The sequence below is a fragment of the Paenibacillus sp. WG02 genome (assembly GCF_055396115.1).
Map to the genome: position 1 here is coordinate 1,499,036 of NZ_AP036016.1, position 14,089 is coordinate 1,513,124.

The 14,089-nt window shown below is 46.5% G+C and carries 11 protein-coding genes; 9 read left to right on the forward strand and 2 right to left on the reverse strand.

All coding sequences use genetic code 11. From position 1 onward, the window contains the following. From ACBP55_RS07195 to ACBP55_RS07205, 3 genes are all read left to right on the forward strand, one after another. On the forward strand, positions 1–1,584 hold the full coding sequence (locus ACBP55_RS07195; protein ID WP_464650684.1) for a peptide chain release factor 3: 1,584 nt from the start codon (positions 1–3) through the stop codon (positions 1,582–1,584). Between the two features lie 153 nt (positions 1,585–1,737). Further along, positions 1,738–2,901: a glycosyltransferase family 4 protein gene (locus ACBP55_RS07200; protein WP_464650685.1), complete on the forward strand. Its 1,164-nt coding sequence runs from the start codon at positions 1,738–1,740 to the stop codon at positions 2,899–2,901. Continuing rightward, positions 2,867–3,655: a YheC/YheD family protein gene (locus tag ACBP55_RS07205; RefSeq protein WP_464650686.1), complete on the forward strand. Its 789-nt coding sequence runs from the start codon at positions 2,867–2,869 to the stop codon at positions 3,653–3,655. Before ACBP55_RS07200 ends, ACBP55_RS07205 begins: the two co-directional genes overlap by 35 nt. Here the strand turns inward: ACBP55_RS07205 and ACBP55_RS07210 are convergent. Beyond that, positions 3,650–5,014: a putative bifunctional diguanylate cyclase/phosphodiesterase gene (locus tag ACBP55_RS07210; RefSeq protein ID WP_464650687.1), complete on the reverse strand. Its 1,365-nt coding sequence runs from the start codon at positions 5,012–5,014 to the stop codon at positions 3,650–3,652. The two genes, ACBP55_RS07205 and ACBP55_RS07210, sit on opposite strands and share 6 nt — an antisense overlap. A 261-nt stretch (positions 5,015–5,275) precedes the next feature. On the opposite strand from ACBP55_RS07210, the gene ACBP55_RS07215 reads away from it, so the two are divergent. The 4 genes from ACBP55_RS07215 (at position 5,276) to ACBP55_RS07230 (ending at position 9,329) form a co-directional block, all read left to right on the forward strand. Further along, positions 5,276–6,307 carry a LacI family DNA-binding transcriptional regulator gene (locus ACBP55_RS07215; RefSeq protein ID WP_464650688.1) on the forward strand — a complete coding sequence of 344 codons (1,032 nt, stop codon included), beginning with the start codon at positions 5,276–5,278 and terminating at the stop codon, positions 6,305–6,307. A gap of 85 nt (positions 6,308–6,392) precedes the next feature. Further along, positions 6,393–7,553, forward strand: coding sequence for a Gfo/Idh/MocA family protein (locus tag ACBP55_RS07220; protein WP_464650689.1), 1,161 nt, complete (start codon positions 6,393–6,395; stop codon positions 7,551–7,553). A gap of 31 nt (positions 7,554–7,584) precedes the next feature. Next, entirely contained in the window at positions 7,585–8,214 is a 630-nt protein-coding gene (locus ACBP55_RS07225) for a ThuA domain-containing protein (protein WP_464650690.1), read from the forward strand. A 20-nt stretch (positions 8,215–8,234) separates the two neighbouring features. Next, entirely contained in the window at positions 8,235–9,329 is a 1,095-nt protein-coding gene (locus ACBP55_RS07230) for a Gfo/Idh/MocA family protein (RefSeq protein ID WP_464650691.1), read from the forward strand. Positions 9,330–9,571: 242 nt separating this feature from the next. Here the strand turns inward: ACBP55_RS07230 and ACBP55_RS07235 are convergent, their stop codons facing one another. Further along, positions 9,572–10,498 (reverse strand): helix-turn-helix domain-containing protein, encoded by a 927-nt coding sequence (locus ACBP55_RS07235; RefSeq protein ID WP_464650692.1) that lies wholly within the window; start codon positions 10,496–10,498, stop codon positions 9,572–9,574. Between the two features lie 126 nt (positions 10,499–10,624). Between ACBP55_RS07235 and ACBP55_RS07240 the strand changes: the two genes are divergently transcribed. Both ACBP55_RS07240 and ACBP55_RS07245 read left to right on the forward strand, forming a co-directional pair. Beyond that, the gene (locus ACBP55_RS07240) at positions 10,625–11,977 is read left to right on the forward strand and encodes a glycoside hydrolase family 30 protein (RefSeq protein ID WP_464650693.1); all 1,353 of its coding nucleotides are present in this window, start codon (positions 10,625–10,627) and stop codon (positions 11,975–11,977) included. Next, positions 11,974–13,977: a beta-galactosidase gene (locus tag ACBP55_RS07245; RefSeq protein ID WP_464650694.1), complete on the forward strand. Its 2,004-nt coding sequence runs from the start codon at positions 11,974–11,976 to the stop codon at positions 13,975–13,977. The genes ACBP55_RS07240 and ACBP55_RS07245 overlap by 4 nt, the downstream gene beginning before the upstream one ends. Positions 13,978–14,089: the final 112 nt, after the last annotated feature.

Here is a 14,089-nt window from a genome sequence, read left to right on the forward strand (position 1 = left end):
ATGACAACGCAACTCACTAAACAACTCGCAACAGAAGTCGCTAAGCGACGTACGTTCGCGATTATTTCTCACCCGGATGCGGGTAAAACAACATTGACCGAGAAACTGCTGTTATTCGGAGGCGCGATTCGCTTAGCCGGAACAGTCAAAGGGCGTAAGGCTAGTAAACATGCGACATCCGACTGGATGGAAATTGAGAAGCAGCGCGGAATTTCGGTCACGTCCAGCGTTATGCAGTTTGACTATGAAGGGCATCGCGTGAACATTCTAGATACACCTGGTCACCAAGACTTCAGTGAGGATACGTACCGTACACTTACCGCTGCGGATAGCGCGGTGATGCTGATCGACGTTGCCAAAGGGGTCGAGATGCAGACGAAGAAGTTATTCCAAGTGTGTAGAATGCGCGGAATACCGATCTTCACGTTCATTAACAAAATGGACCGCGAGGGCCGCGACCCATTTGAACTCTTAGAGGAATTAGAGGAAGTGCTCGGCATTCGTTCGTATCCAATGAACTGGCCAATTGGTTCGGGCAAACAGTTCTGCGGAGTTTACGATCGAGGGAAATCACAATTAGAACTGTATCAAGGTGAAGATCACAAAGAGATTCAAGTGCGCAAAGTGGATGGGGTTGATGATCCATTAGTGAAGCAAATTGCAGGCGAATTCTTGCATAAACAATTAAGCCAGGATATCGAGCTGCTCGATATTGCCGGAGATCCGTTTGATATGGAGAAAGTGCTGCAAGGCGAGCTCACACCTGTTTTCTTCGGCAGTGCCGTGAACAACTTCGGTGTGCAGACGTTTCTTGAGAACTTCCTTCAGCTTGCACCAGCGCCAGAGCCGCGCAATAGCACAGCAGGCATCATACAGCCTACGAAAGAGAAATTCTCTGGTTATGTATTCAAGATTCAAGCGAATATGAATCCAGCTCACCGCGACCGTGTGGCTTTCTTACGTATCGTATCTGGAAAGTTTGAGCGCGGTATGTCCGTGAAACATGTTCGACTGGGCAAAGACATTAAGTTAGCACAGCCGCAGCAATTTTTGGCACAAGACCGTGACATTGTCGAAGAGGCGTTCCCAGGCGATATTATTGGCTTGTTTGATCCCGGTATTTTCCGGATCGGTGATTCCCTAAGTGAAGGGGAAGAGGTCGTTTTCGACGAGCTGCCTACTTTCTCACCGGAGCTGTTCAGCAAAGTTTCGATCAAGAACGCTCTGAAGCAAAAGCAATTCCTCAAAGGGATTGATCAATTGACCGAAGAAGGTATGATTCAAGTATTCACCACGATTGGTTTCGAGGATATGATTCTTGGCGTAGTCGGTCAACTGCAATTCGAAGTTCTTGAACATCGGATGAAATCTGAATATGGCGTTGACATTTTATTACAGCGCCAAAACTATCAATTCGCGCGTTGGATTATAGACGAGAAGCTGGATCCAAGTAAATTCCGCATTAACTCACAGCTGGTTAAAGATAAAAAAGGGAATTTCGTAGGCTTGTTCGAGAGCGAGTATGCGCTGCGATCTTCGATCGAGAAAAACCCGACTGCTAAATTTTTAACTAGCGCTCCATAAGTGTTGTAACTGAAGAAGAGGCTGCCTCCGGATCTTAATCTGGGGAACAGCCTCTTCTTTCAATTTTGTCGCCAACGGACAGTTTGCTTCATACAATAGGTACGGGTTAATAAGTAGTCGTATAAACCAGTCCTAAGGAAGTGAAGTAGAGACGTGCACCTCTTAATCATTGCTCCTGAACAAATTCCAGTACCGCCGATACTAGGTGGTTCCGTCGAAATATGCATTCATTCCATTGCACGCGAGCTTGCCAAAATGCACCAAGTTACCGTTATTTCGAGGCAGCATCCTAGGTACAGCCGTATTTCACGTCAGGGTCGACTTACGATTATTAGGGTACCTACTGGAAGCTCTCGTACGTACTTGAAGGAAGTGCTTAAGGCAACCAAGGGAAAGACATTTGATTGGATTCAAGTCGATAACAGACCCCAGTATGCTGCCGTTATCAAACGCCATTTTCGGAAAACACCAGTATCACTATTCTTACATTCCTTAACGTTCGTGAGGCCGCCGTATGCTTCTATTCGCAGATGCTCCAAGCATTTGAATAAAGTGGACTGGATTGTAGCCAACAGCAGTTCACTCGAGCAGGAGCTAATAAGTCAGTATCCGAAACAGCGAAATAAGGTTCACAAGATTTACCTCGGGACCGATGTGGCTAGATTTCGCCCTAAATCGGAGAAGGCGAGGAGACGTTTAAGAAGGAAATACCGAGTTAGCGGCAACGGTTTTCAGATCCTTTATGTCGGCCGGCTTATCCAGCGCAAAGGTATCCCGCATTTGATTCGTGCTGTTCATCAAGCTAGAAAATCGATCCCTGGGATGAAGCTTCTGATTGCTGGGGGCGAGCAAGGTAAAGGCTTCAAAGCACAGCTTAAAAGGATGGCTAATAAGCTTGGAGTGCCAACAAAGTTTCTAGGCAATATTCCGTATCGAAAGATACATGAAGTATATGGACTTGCGAATTGCTTCGTTTGTCCTTCACAAAAGCATGAGGCTTTTGGATTGGTGAATGTGGAAGCCATGGCTTCTGGACTTCCGGTTATCGCTTCGAATATTGGGGGAATGAAAGAGGTCATTCAGCATGAACATAACGGAGTTCTGATCAAAGATTTCCGAGATCCTCGCGCTTTTGCCCATAGTATTGTGGCGATGGCCAAACGGAAAGAATGGGCAGAGGGTATAGCCAAACAGGCGCGGAGTGATGTCATCAAGCAATTCAGCTGGCAGGCCACAGCACAATCTTTGGCCGATTTCTATAGACTGAAGCTGGAGGCAAAACATGAAAAAGACGTCAAAGAAACCGTTTCGTCTTAGTAGAGCTAGATACGTCACTAGCAAAATTGGCAAAACGAAGGCAATTGAAGCTAAGCCAGATCTGCGTAAATATGTTCCAAAAACGAAACGAATGAATCAAGAGACACTTAGGGAAATGCTCAACCAATATAAAATGGTGTATATTAAACCGAATGTAGGTATGTTTGGAAACGGTGTTATACGAGTGGAACAGGCAGAGGAGGGGGCTGAAAAGCCTTATTCGTATCAGTCAGGCACGCGATTAAGACAGTTTAAAACATTTGATGAGATGTATGCAGCCATCAGTAAAGTGACGAAAAAACGGAATTATTTAGTACAAAAAGGGATTCATCTGCTCAAATACAAAGGCAATCGGTTCGATCTTCGTGTCATGGTTCAGCAAACACCTCTTCGAAAGTGGGAGACAACGGGTGTCATCGGCAGAGTAGCTCATCCGAAAAAAGTGGTTACTAATTTCCACAATGGGGGAACATTGAAGCCGGTGGATACATTGCTGCACAAATATTTGCCTGCAAGTAAGCGGAAGGTTTATGTTAAGAAGCTGCACACTCTGGGTTTGCAGATTGCTAAGGCGATTAACTCGCGCTATAAAGGGGTTAAGGAGATCGGTGTCGATGTGGCCTTGGACGATAAGCTGCATCCATGGATTCTTGAGGTAAATACGAGTCCTGATCCTTATATTTTTCGGAGATTGAGTGATAAACGTATTTTTGCCAAAATGAGACGTTATGCCAAAGCTTACGACCGGTTATGAAATCATAACCGGTCTGTTGTTGTTCGCTTGAAAGGTTTGTTCAATCTCGATAGCGGATACAGGGGGACTTAATAAATAGCCTTGGATCGTTGTACAGGTTGTTTCTTTCAATATTTCAAGTTGGCTCCATTCTTCAACGCCTTCTGCAACCACTTGTACCTCAAGCGCATGGCCGAGATGGATAATGGCATTTGTAATGGCCCAATCATCTTTATTGCTATGTATATTCTTTACGAAAGAACGGTCTATTTTCAGGCAATGGATAGGAAAATGTTTCAAGTAATTAAGTGATGAGTAGCCAATTCCGAAGTCATCGATCGAGATCGAAATCCCTTTATTACATAGCTTATCCAGTACCGCGACGGTTGTATCCATATTCTGCATAATGGAGCTTTCGGTAATTTCAAACTCAAGGAAAGCAGGGTCGATACCCGTTTGTTCAATAATCTGAATGGCCTTATCGGGAAAGGAATCATCTTGAAATTGACAAGGGGAGATATTTACAGCAATTTGATAGTTTAAAATATCAGCTTCCAGCCATCTCGCTTTTTGGAGACAGGCCTCACGAAGGACCCATTCACCAAGCTGTAAAATCAAACCGCTCTCTTCAGCAAGCGGAATAAACTCGTTAGGAGCAATTAAGCCGTGCTTTGGGTGATTCCAGCGCACCAATGCTTCCAGACAAATAATATTTCCGGTGGAGAGTTCAAGACGCGGCTGATAGTATAGGATGAGTTGATTCTCAAGAATAGCCTTCCGCAGCTCCGTTTCCATCTGAATTTGATTGATGAAACGCTGCGCGTGCGATGAATGATAAGTGACAAGCTTGTTCTTACCTGTACGCTTAGCGGCTAAGAGAGCTTGATCAGCTTGATGCAAGGCTTGTTCGATCGTAGCTAACGTTAAGTCCACAGCACTCATACCTATACTCACGGTAATAAAACATTCTTGGTCCATTACGATGAAGGATGTTGCAAAAACGTGCTGGATGCTTTGAATGGCTTGGGAGAGCTGATCTTGGGTACTAGCATGTATAAGGAGAACAAATTCATCATCTCCTGATTGAATAACAAGGTCACAGCCATGTACGGCCCGCAGACGGTTGCCCACTTCTTCCAAAAGGAGATCGCCAGACTGGTATCCGAGCGAGAAATTCACTTGGCGAAACCGATCAATATCAAGGATCAGAAGGGTACGTGATAAAGCTGTGTGCTTGGCATGATGTTGGCTTCCAATAGCCTGCTTTAACTTTGCTTGAAGCTGCTGTCGTTGGTGAACGCGAGTGATTATTTTCTTACTCCTAAGAGTACCTAATGTTGTCGATGCGGCGAAGTGAAAAAGGCGCCTGACTGCTTTCATTGCTATCACTCATTCCCACATCATAGTTGTCCACTGTACCCCTTATCATAAGTCGAAAGGCGAACAGTAGACAAGATTATAAATTAGTTATTTTTACAAATAATAGCAAGTTTTTTAGTTAACTTTATGTAAAATTGATGAAAATGTCGAATAATGTTGAATAAAGTTTCAATAATTTTATGTTGACATGGATGCTTTTGAATGAGAAAATGTACGCGTGTACATTGTTAGTTTAATGAATCAATTATTGGAGGCTTAGGCATGGTGACGAGAAAAGAGGTTGCTGAACTAGCAAGAGTTTCAGAGGCGACCGTATCCCGTGTATTCAATGGGCTAGGCCCCATGAAGCCTGCGACGAAAGAGCGTGTTCTAGAGTCTGCTAAACAGCTCAACTATCATCCAAATGCGATTGCGCAAAGCTTCGCTCGGAGGCGCAGTGGTAATCTTGGTGTTGTGCTGCCCTACATGCCCAAAGTGCATCTCTTCTCTGCCTTTTATTTCGCGGAAATATTAAGCGGCATAGGAGAACAAGTAAGGGAGCAGGGCTACGATATGCTGCTGTCGCTTTTAACACCGGATGACAGTTTGGATTACACCCGACTTTATCGTTCGCAGAAGGTGGATGCTTGTGTCATCCTGGGTTCAAGGGACACTCCGCAGCAGCGGGAATCGCTTATGCAGCTGCAGGCGCAGGGAATGCCTTTTTGCTTGGTCAACCAGAGCTTCGAGGGGTTATCCTTTCCTGAGGTGGATGCGGATCATGTAGAGGGCAGTTATAGGGCTGTTCGGCATTTACAGGAAGAGGGCTATCGGAAGATTGCTTTCCTGAACGGTTCGCCTCAGTATTCGAACTCTGGCGATAGGCTTCAGGGCTATATGAAAGCAATGAATGAAGCAGGATTAGAAGTTCCTCCTGAACTGCTGCTTGAAGGCAATTATAGCCGTAAAAGCGGTTATGAAGCGGCATCAAGACTATGGGAGCAACGGGATCAAGTGGAAGCGGTATTTGCGGCCAATGATCGCATGGCGATCGGTTTGATGCAAGGGCTTCGTGAGCGAGGCTGGATCGCCGGGCGCGATTTCGCTATTGTTGGCTGCGATGATTCGGATGCTGCTAAGCTCAGCGATCCACCGCTAAGCAGCATCAATGTGCCTTTCTATGAGATGGGCAAAGAGGCAGCACGCAGTGTGCTGGCGGACTTGCTGCATGGGGAGGGCACGAAGGATAAACGGATCAAGCTGCCAACCCGATTGGTTGTGCGAAAATCATCGAAGAGCAGTCATCATAAATGAGTAATTGGTATAGGGATGAAAGAACTCAAATGAATGCTAACGAAGCTAGTTTTGCTAAGGCAAAGCTCTAGGGAGGCGCACTTTTATGAAATCTTTCAATATCGGTATGGTTGGCTATAAGTTTATGGGCAAAGCACATAGTCATGCTTATAAGGATTTGCATATGTTTTTCCCGCAGACAGCGGTACCGAAGATGAAGCTCATCTGCGGTCGAGATGAAAGCGGTGTCAGCAGCGCAGCCGAACAATTCGGCTGGGACGGGTTTGTCACCGATTGGCGCGAGCTGGTCACGCATCCCGATATCGACATCGTCGATATCAATGCGCCCAGCGATGCGCACAAGGAAATCGCGCTTGCTGCGGCGAAGGCCGGTAAGCATCTGTTCTGTGAGAAGCCGCTGGCGCTGACCCTTGCGGATGCAAGAGAAATGCTGGAGGCGGCTGAAACAGCCGGGGTGAAGCACATGGTGGGCTTCAACTACAGGTTTGCACCTGCGGTGCAGCTCGCGAAGAAGCTGGTCGAGAGCGGCCGCCTCGGAGACATTTATCACTTCCGCGCTTGGTTCCTGCAGGACTGGATCGTAGATCCAACGTTCCCGCTGGTCTGGCGCCTGCAGAAGGAGATTGCCGGCTCTGGGTCGCACGGCGACTTGGGCGCGCATCTGATCGATCTGGCGCACTTCTTAGTCGGTGACATGACGGAGGTTATCGGCATGAGTGAGACGTTCATCAAGGAGCGGCCGCTGCCGACTTCGATGACGGGGCTTAGCGCCAAAGGCAGCAAGGATGCACCGCACGGACCGGTAACGGTCGATGATGCGACGCTATTCATGGCACGCTTCGCGAATGGGGCGCTAGGCAGCTTCGAGGCTACACGTCTTGCACCAGGGCACCGGTGCACGAATTCTTTTGAAATTAATGGCAGTAAGGGCAGTGTGAAGTTTGATTTTGAGCGGTTGAATGAATTACAGGTTTATTTTACAAGTGATGATGAAGATGTTCAGGGCTTCAGACGTGTTCTGGCGACGGATCCGTCGCATGCTTATATGGATGCGTGGTGGCCTGCGGGGCATACGATTGGTTATGAGCACACATTTGTGCACGAAGTTGTTGAGTTGATGAACGCACTTTCGGAAGACCGTCAGCCGGTCCCGAATTTCGTAGACGGTGTGAAGTGTCAAGAGGTGCTGGAAGCGGTGGATCAATCCATTGCGCAGCGTCGTTGGGTGCGTATTAGCGAGGTCTAAGGATAGATATGTGTGGAGAGGGGATTGTGCAGTGAGTAAACAAGCATTGATTGTGTGGGGTGGCTGGGACGGTCATCAACCTGAAGAGGTGGCTGGCATTTTCGCAGGGTTATTGCGTGAGGAAGGCTTTGGCGTGGAAGTATCGGATACACTGGACAGCTTCAAAGATGCAGAGCGCTTGGCGGGCGTTGATCTTATCGTGCCAGTATGGACCATGGGTAAAATCGAGAGCGAGCAGTTGAAACCGTTAATCGCTGCGGTCAAAGAAGGCGGAACTGGCATCGCAGGTTGTCATGGAGGTATGGCAGATTCCTTCCGTAATGAAGTGGAATATCAATACATGGTTGGCGGTCAATGGGTAGCGCATCCTGGGAATGACGGCGTTACATATACGGTTCGAATCAAGGATCGGGGGCATCTATTGACAGAGGGCATGGATGATTTCGTTGTGGTCTCGGAAAAGTATTACATGCATGTGGACCCAGCCATTCACGTACATGCAGTTACAGACTTTGGCGATGTAGAGATGCCGGTTGTTTGGACGAAAACCTATGGAGCAGGCAAGGTGTATTATAACTCGCTAGGTCATCAAGCTAACATAGTTCGTATGCCAGAAACACTAGAATTAATGCGCCGCGGCTTGCTGTGGGCAACACGATAACGATTAGGGGGAAGTCAGAGATGAGTAAGAAGAAAGTGGGTATTATCGGTTGCGGGAATATTAGTGCAGCCTATATGAAAAATATTCCTAACTTTGAGCATTTGGAGCTGCTCGCGTGTGCCGATATCGATTTGGCTAGAGCAAAAGCTCGGGCGGAGGAATTCAGCATTCCTCATGCGTATACGGTTCAAGAGCTATTGAATGATCCGAATATTGAGATTGTGATTAATTTGACGATTCCGGCAGCGCATGCCGAAGTTTGTATTCAAGTGTTAGAAGCGGGCAAACACGTGTATGTGGAGAAGCCGCTTGCCGTAACCCGTGAGGAAGGTTTGCAGATTCTTGAAGTTGCGCGCCGCAAGGGATTGCTGGTTGGCAGTGCACCGGATACGTTCCTCGGAGGAGGTATCCAAACGTGTGTGAAGCTGATTAATGACGGCTGGATTGGCACACCGATTGCAGCAACGGCATTCATGATGGGGAAAGGCCATGAGCATTGGCACCCGGATCCTGAATTTTATTATGCCAAAGGCGGCGGCCCTATGTTCGATATGGGTCCTTACTACTTAACGGCGCTTGTGGCCTTGCTGGGTCCTATCCGCCGAGTAACCGGTTCGGCTGCCGTTAGTTTCCCGGAGCGCACGATTACCAGTGAGAAGAAACGCGGGCAGAAAATCACGGTAGAAACACCAACGCATATTGCGGGTGTTTTGGATTTCCATAGCGGCGCGATTGCTACGCTTGTCACAAGCTTTGATATTATGGGAGGCACTCAGCTGCCGAACATTGAAATCTACGGCAGCCAAGGTTCTTTGCGTGTTCCGGATCCGAATACCTTCGGAGGTCAGGTTCTTATTCGCAAAGGCGGTTCCGATTGGGAGCCAATTCCTCTGTCGCACGGCTACAAAGAAAACCATCGCGGTTTAGGTGTAGCAGCCATGGCTGAGGCCCTGATAAGCGGCCAAAGTGATGCGCATCGCGCGAATGGGGAGCTGGCGTACCACGTGCTCGAAGCGATGCATGGCTTCCATGACGCGTCTGACTCAGGGAAGCATTATGTGATGCAAAGCAGCTGTGAGAGACCTGCTCCGCTGTCACCTGATTCTGTGCTGTAAAAAATGAAATGATGGGGCTAATCTGTTGATCGAGACTGCTATTCATTCATTGTGCCGCCTCAAAACTGGTAGTCATAACTCCAAAATTCGATTTTAGAGTTATTCAGCAGCTATTGTGAAGGTAGATCGGCTTGGGTACTAATGTTGTATTTCATACAACAATTCACACGCCATCATTCCGTGTAACACACGTTTATGACCTCTAGTTAATACAGGAACAATCTTGTCATTGAAAAAGCTGCCTAATAAAGGGCAGCTTTTTTCGATTGACGATACTGCAAGGGGCTCATCCCCGTCCACCGTTTAAATTGTCTGCTGAAATGTGATAAGTGAGAATAACCCAATATAGAGGCGATTTTTTTGAGAGGTAGATCGGGCTGCGCAATGAGGACTTTCGCTTCATGCAATTTAAGATCGGACAAATACTGTCGTGGAGACATCCCAAACACTTTGCGGAATACCTCAAGTCCATAACCAGAGCTGATCCCAAGCGACGAAACAATGTCCTCGATACTCAATTTCTTTTCTAGCGTTTCCTCGTCCATCTGAGAATATGGATTGAAGGATGCTTTGATGGCCTCAGCAATTGCTTTGGCATACTGAACGGAAGTAGGGGGGATGCTTTCATTCTGATCCTGATTCTGATCCTGGGCCGGACAGACAAATTGAGACAGGGTTCCAAATAACTCAAATAAAGTAGCTTGCAAGCGAAATCGATCCGTTGTCGTATATTCGCGAGGCTGCCTGGCCATTTCAACCCAATCATCGAGAACTTTTCGCAGTTTACCATTTTCCTCGGTTTCAGATGGGAAGAGAATCTTAGAGTTTTTGATCATTTCTTGGCGGAATAGGGGATCATCTACGTTGAAATGGGCAGTGAAATACGTCATGCCTTCCCTGGATATACAGCGGTTAGCATGCTTGAATCCTGGCGGAATCAGAATGATATCTCCTGCTTGCAGCAAGTAACGATTCTTTTCCATGACCGTTTCCTGACAGCCCTTTAGGATTAGATTAACTTCAAAGCCAATATGAGATTCTATGGGCATTTCCCAATTGTTTTCCACTTGCTGTAAGTGAGCTCCAAAAAATTTGACATTCCAATCAAACATGGGAAGCCAATTGGCGTTATTTTTCCAAATCAAATATTGTTGTTTTGCCTTATCCATATCGTTTCACCTTGGTTTTGGGTAAATTTCACGTTGTTTGGACAATCGCGCAGGGATCTATTCTCAATCTATAATAAAGAGAGAAAAGGATCAAGTCGTACGAATAACAGATGGAGGTCATAGATCATGGAAAACGCTAACATACAGTGGATTTCAAGCACAAAAGAATCCTTGTGGCAAGATAAAGTAGTGTCTGATCGCGGGAACGGTGATGTAAACCTTGCTATAACCGATGAACCATTTCAAAAGGTAGAAGGCTTCGGTGGATGTTTCAATGAGTTAGGTTTCGCAGCGCTTACGCACTTGTCGGAAAAAGAACGCGGGCAAGTTCTTCACTCCCTTTTTCACCCGGATGGTGATCAAAAGTTTAGTATTTGCCGTCTTCCGATCGGCGCAAGTGATTACGCACTGGAGTGGTATAGTCTAAATGAGACGGACGGAGATTTGGAAATGAAGCATTTCTCCATCGAGAGGGATCTGAAATATCTGATTCCGTATATTAAAGAAGCCTTAACCTATAATCCAGATTTGAAGTTTTTCGCCTCCCCTTGGAGCCCTCCAACTTGGATGAAGTTCCCTAGAGCCTATAACTATGGCAAATTACGCTGGGAAAAAGAAATACTAGCGGCCTATGCGCTTTATTTCGTCAAATATGTAGAAGCCTATCGCAATGAAGGGATTACGATTCATCAGATTCACGTTCAAAACGAAGTTGTTGCGGATCAAAAATTCCCATCCTGTTTATGGACAGGTGAACAGCTGCGTGATTTCATTCGGGATTATCTGGGTCCTGCTTTCGAGAAACATGGGATCGATGCTGAAATTTGGCTGGGAACGATTAATGCGCCAGAGCCGTGGCAGGAATGGTTGAAAAAATCGTCGTCGGATTTCAATGCCTATGCTTTTACCGTGCTGAGTGATCCTGAAGCTTACAAGTATATTAAAGGTGTCGGCTACCAATGGGCTGGAAAATACGGCATCCAACGAACCGTTCAAAGCTATCCGGAACTTCGTTACATGCAGACGGAAAATGAATGCGGAGACGGCACGAATACGTGGGATTATGCCAAATACATCTTTAATTTGTATCAGCACTATTTTACAAATGGCGTGAACGCCTACATCTACTGGAACATGGTGCTTGAGCCGAAAGGACGCAGCACGTGGGGGTGGGAGCAAAACTCGATGATCACAGTAGATCCAGCGACCAAGACAGCAACTTTCAACCCAGAATATTATGTGATGAAGCACTTCTCCCACTTTGTTTCACCGGAATCTACACGAATAGGTTTAAAAGGTCCATGGACCGGAAATGCGCTTGCATTTGAAAAGCCAAATGGAGATAAAGTGGTCGTGATTGCCAACCCTTTTGCAGAAACAAAGGTGGTTCGTTTATCTGACGGAACAAAGGTTTATACATTTGAACTTGAACCGGATTCGTTCAATACGATTGTATTTAATGAAGGAAATAGGCGATGAAAGAACTTCTCTATGGTGTCGCCTATTATAGGGAATACATGCCCTATGAACGATTGGACCAAGATATCCAGATGATGAAGGATGCCGGTATTAATCTGGTGCGAATTGCCGAATCGACATGGAGCACGCATGAACCTCAGAACGGAGTATTCGAGTTCTCTCACGTCGATCGGGTGTTGGATGCGATGCATGAAGCCGGCATTAAAGTCATCGTCGGAACTCCCACTTATGCTATCCCCACTTGGATGGTGAAGGAGCATCCGGACGTTCTGGCCGTTACTCCGAAGGGGCCTGGGCGTTATGGAGCTCGTCAAATTATGGATATTACGAATCCAACGTATTTGTTTTATGCCGAAAGAATCATACGTAAGCTGATCGGGCATGTCCAAAATCACCCTGCGATTATCGGTTACCAGGTAGATAACGAGACCAAGCATTATCAGACGGCGGGTTCCAACGTTCAGTTCATGTTCGTGAAATACATGAAAGACAAGTTCGGAACCCTGGAACGTCTCAATCAGGAATTTGGGCTGGATTACTGGAGTAATCGAATTAATAGTTGGGAAGACTTTCCTTCCGTCGTTGGTACGATCAACGGCAGTCTAGGGGCGGAATTCGCTCGATTTCAAAGGAAGCTCGTCACCGATTTTCTGGCTTGGCAAGCATCTATCGTTAATGAATATAAACGACCAGGTCAGTTTGTTACGCATAACTTTGATTACGAGTGGAGAGGTTACTCCTTCGGTGTCCAACCGGATGTAGACCATTTTGCGGCGTCGGCGTCTTTGGATATCGCTGGAGTGGACATTTATCATCCTTCCCAAGATGAACTGACAGGAACCGAAATTTCGTTTGGCGGAGATGTTACTCGTGCTCTAAAAGGAACTAACTATTTCGTTTTGGAAACTCAGGCGCAAGCTTTTCCTAACTGGACTCCTTACCCGGGACAATTAAGGCTTCAAGCATTCAGCCATCTGGCCTCTGGTGCTAATATGGTCTCTTATTGGCATTGGCATTCGATACACAATTCAGCTGAAACTTACTGGAAGGGCTTGTTAAGTCACGACTTCGAGTCGAATCCTGTTTATGAAGAAGCCAAGACCATAGGCAGAGATTTTAATCGCTTGTCGCGGCATCTTGTGAATCTGCAGATATCGAATCGGGTCGCGATGCTGGTCAGCAATGAAGCTTTGACAGCGATAGAATGGTTCCCATTGCCCGGTCGTCAAGTCAACTATAACGATATTGTTCGGCTTATGTACGATGAGTTATATAAAATGAATATCGGTTGTGATATCGTTCATCCGGACAGTGATATGTTTGAGAATTATGAGCTGATTCTTGTTCCGGCACTATATGCGGCGTCAGATGATCTGCTGGAGCGGTTGAATACTTTCGTTAGAAATGGCGGGCATGTCGTATACACGTTCAAAAGCGGCTTTACCAACGAAAATGTCAAAGTACGCACCACGCATCAACCCGGCACTATCGATGAAGCTTGCGGTATCCGCTACAGCATGTTTGTGGAGCCGAAATCTGTTACATTCAAGGGTGACCCTTTTGAAGTTGGGCCCGAGGACAACACAGTGAAAACATGGATGGAATTGCTTACGCCTAAGACGGCAGAAGTATTGGCCTCTTATGACCATCCTCATTGGGGAGGGTATGCGGCTATTACAAAGAACCCTTACGGAAAAGGTACTACGACTTATATTGGTTGTCTGCCGAGTTCTGCTGTGATGAGCAAAGTGCTGGAAATGACGGTTAAGGATGCCGGATTATGGGGGAAGGATCAAGATATCCACTATCCCCTTATTGTGAAATCGGGTATTAACGACCAAGGGAAGACCGTTCGTTACTATTTCAATTACTCGGATCGTACCGAGACGTTGAAGTATCCGCATGCGAAGGGAACAGAATTGCTGAGCGGTGAGGCTGTGAAGCAAGGGGCGGTCAGGGAACTGTCTGGCTGGGGAATTGCGATTATCGAAGAAGCGTAACTGCTGAGGTTATACAAAGAAGACTGCCCAGAGAGGCAGTCTTTTTGTTACGCTAGGCAGCGCATCGACTAAGAAGACAATAAAAAAACCGGATCTATTCGCATGACTTGCG

Excerpts from the sequence above, each read along its gene's own strand:
- ACBP55_RS07205 (WP_464650686.1), top strand. The coding sequence starts at position 2,867 with ATGAAAAAGACGTCAAAGAAACCGTTTCGTCTTAGTAGAGCTAGATAC.
- ACBP55_RS07220 (WP_464650689.1), top strand. The coding sequence starts at position 6,393 with ATGAAATCTTTCAATATCGGTATGGTTGGCTATAAGTTTATGGGCAAA.
- ACBP55_RS07195 (WP_464650684.1), top strand. The coding sequence starts at position 1 with ATGACAACGCAACTCACTAAACAACTCGCAACAGAAGTCGCTAAGCGA.
- ACBP55_RS07215 (WP_464650688.1), top strand. The coding sequence starts at position 5,276 with ATGGTGACGAGAAAAGAGGTTGCTGAACTAGCAAGAGTTTCAGAGGCG.
- ACBP55_RS07240 (WP_464650693.1), top strand. The coding sequence starts at position 10,625 with ATGGAAAACGCTAACATACAGTGGATTTCAAGCACAAAAGAATCCTTG.
- ACBP55_RS07235 (WP_464650692.1), bottom strand. The coding sequence starts at position 10,498 with ATGGATAAGGCAAAACAACAATATTTGATTTGGAAAAATAACGCCAAT.
- ACBP55_RS07245 (WP_464650694.1), top strand. The coding sequence starts at position 11,974 with ATGAAAGAACTTCTCTATGGTGTCGCCTATTATAGGGAATACATGCCC.
- ACBP55_RS07230 (WP_464650691.1), top strand. The coding sequence starts at position 8,235 with ATGAGTAAGAAGAAAGTGGGTATTATCGGTTGCGGGAATATTAGTGCA.
- ACBP55_RS07210 (WP_464650687.1), bottom strand. The coding sequence starts at position 5,014 with ATGAAAGCAGTCAGGCGCCTTTTTCACTTCGCCGCATCGACAACATTA.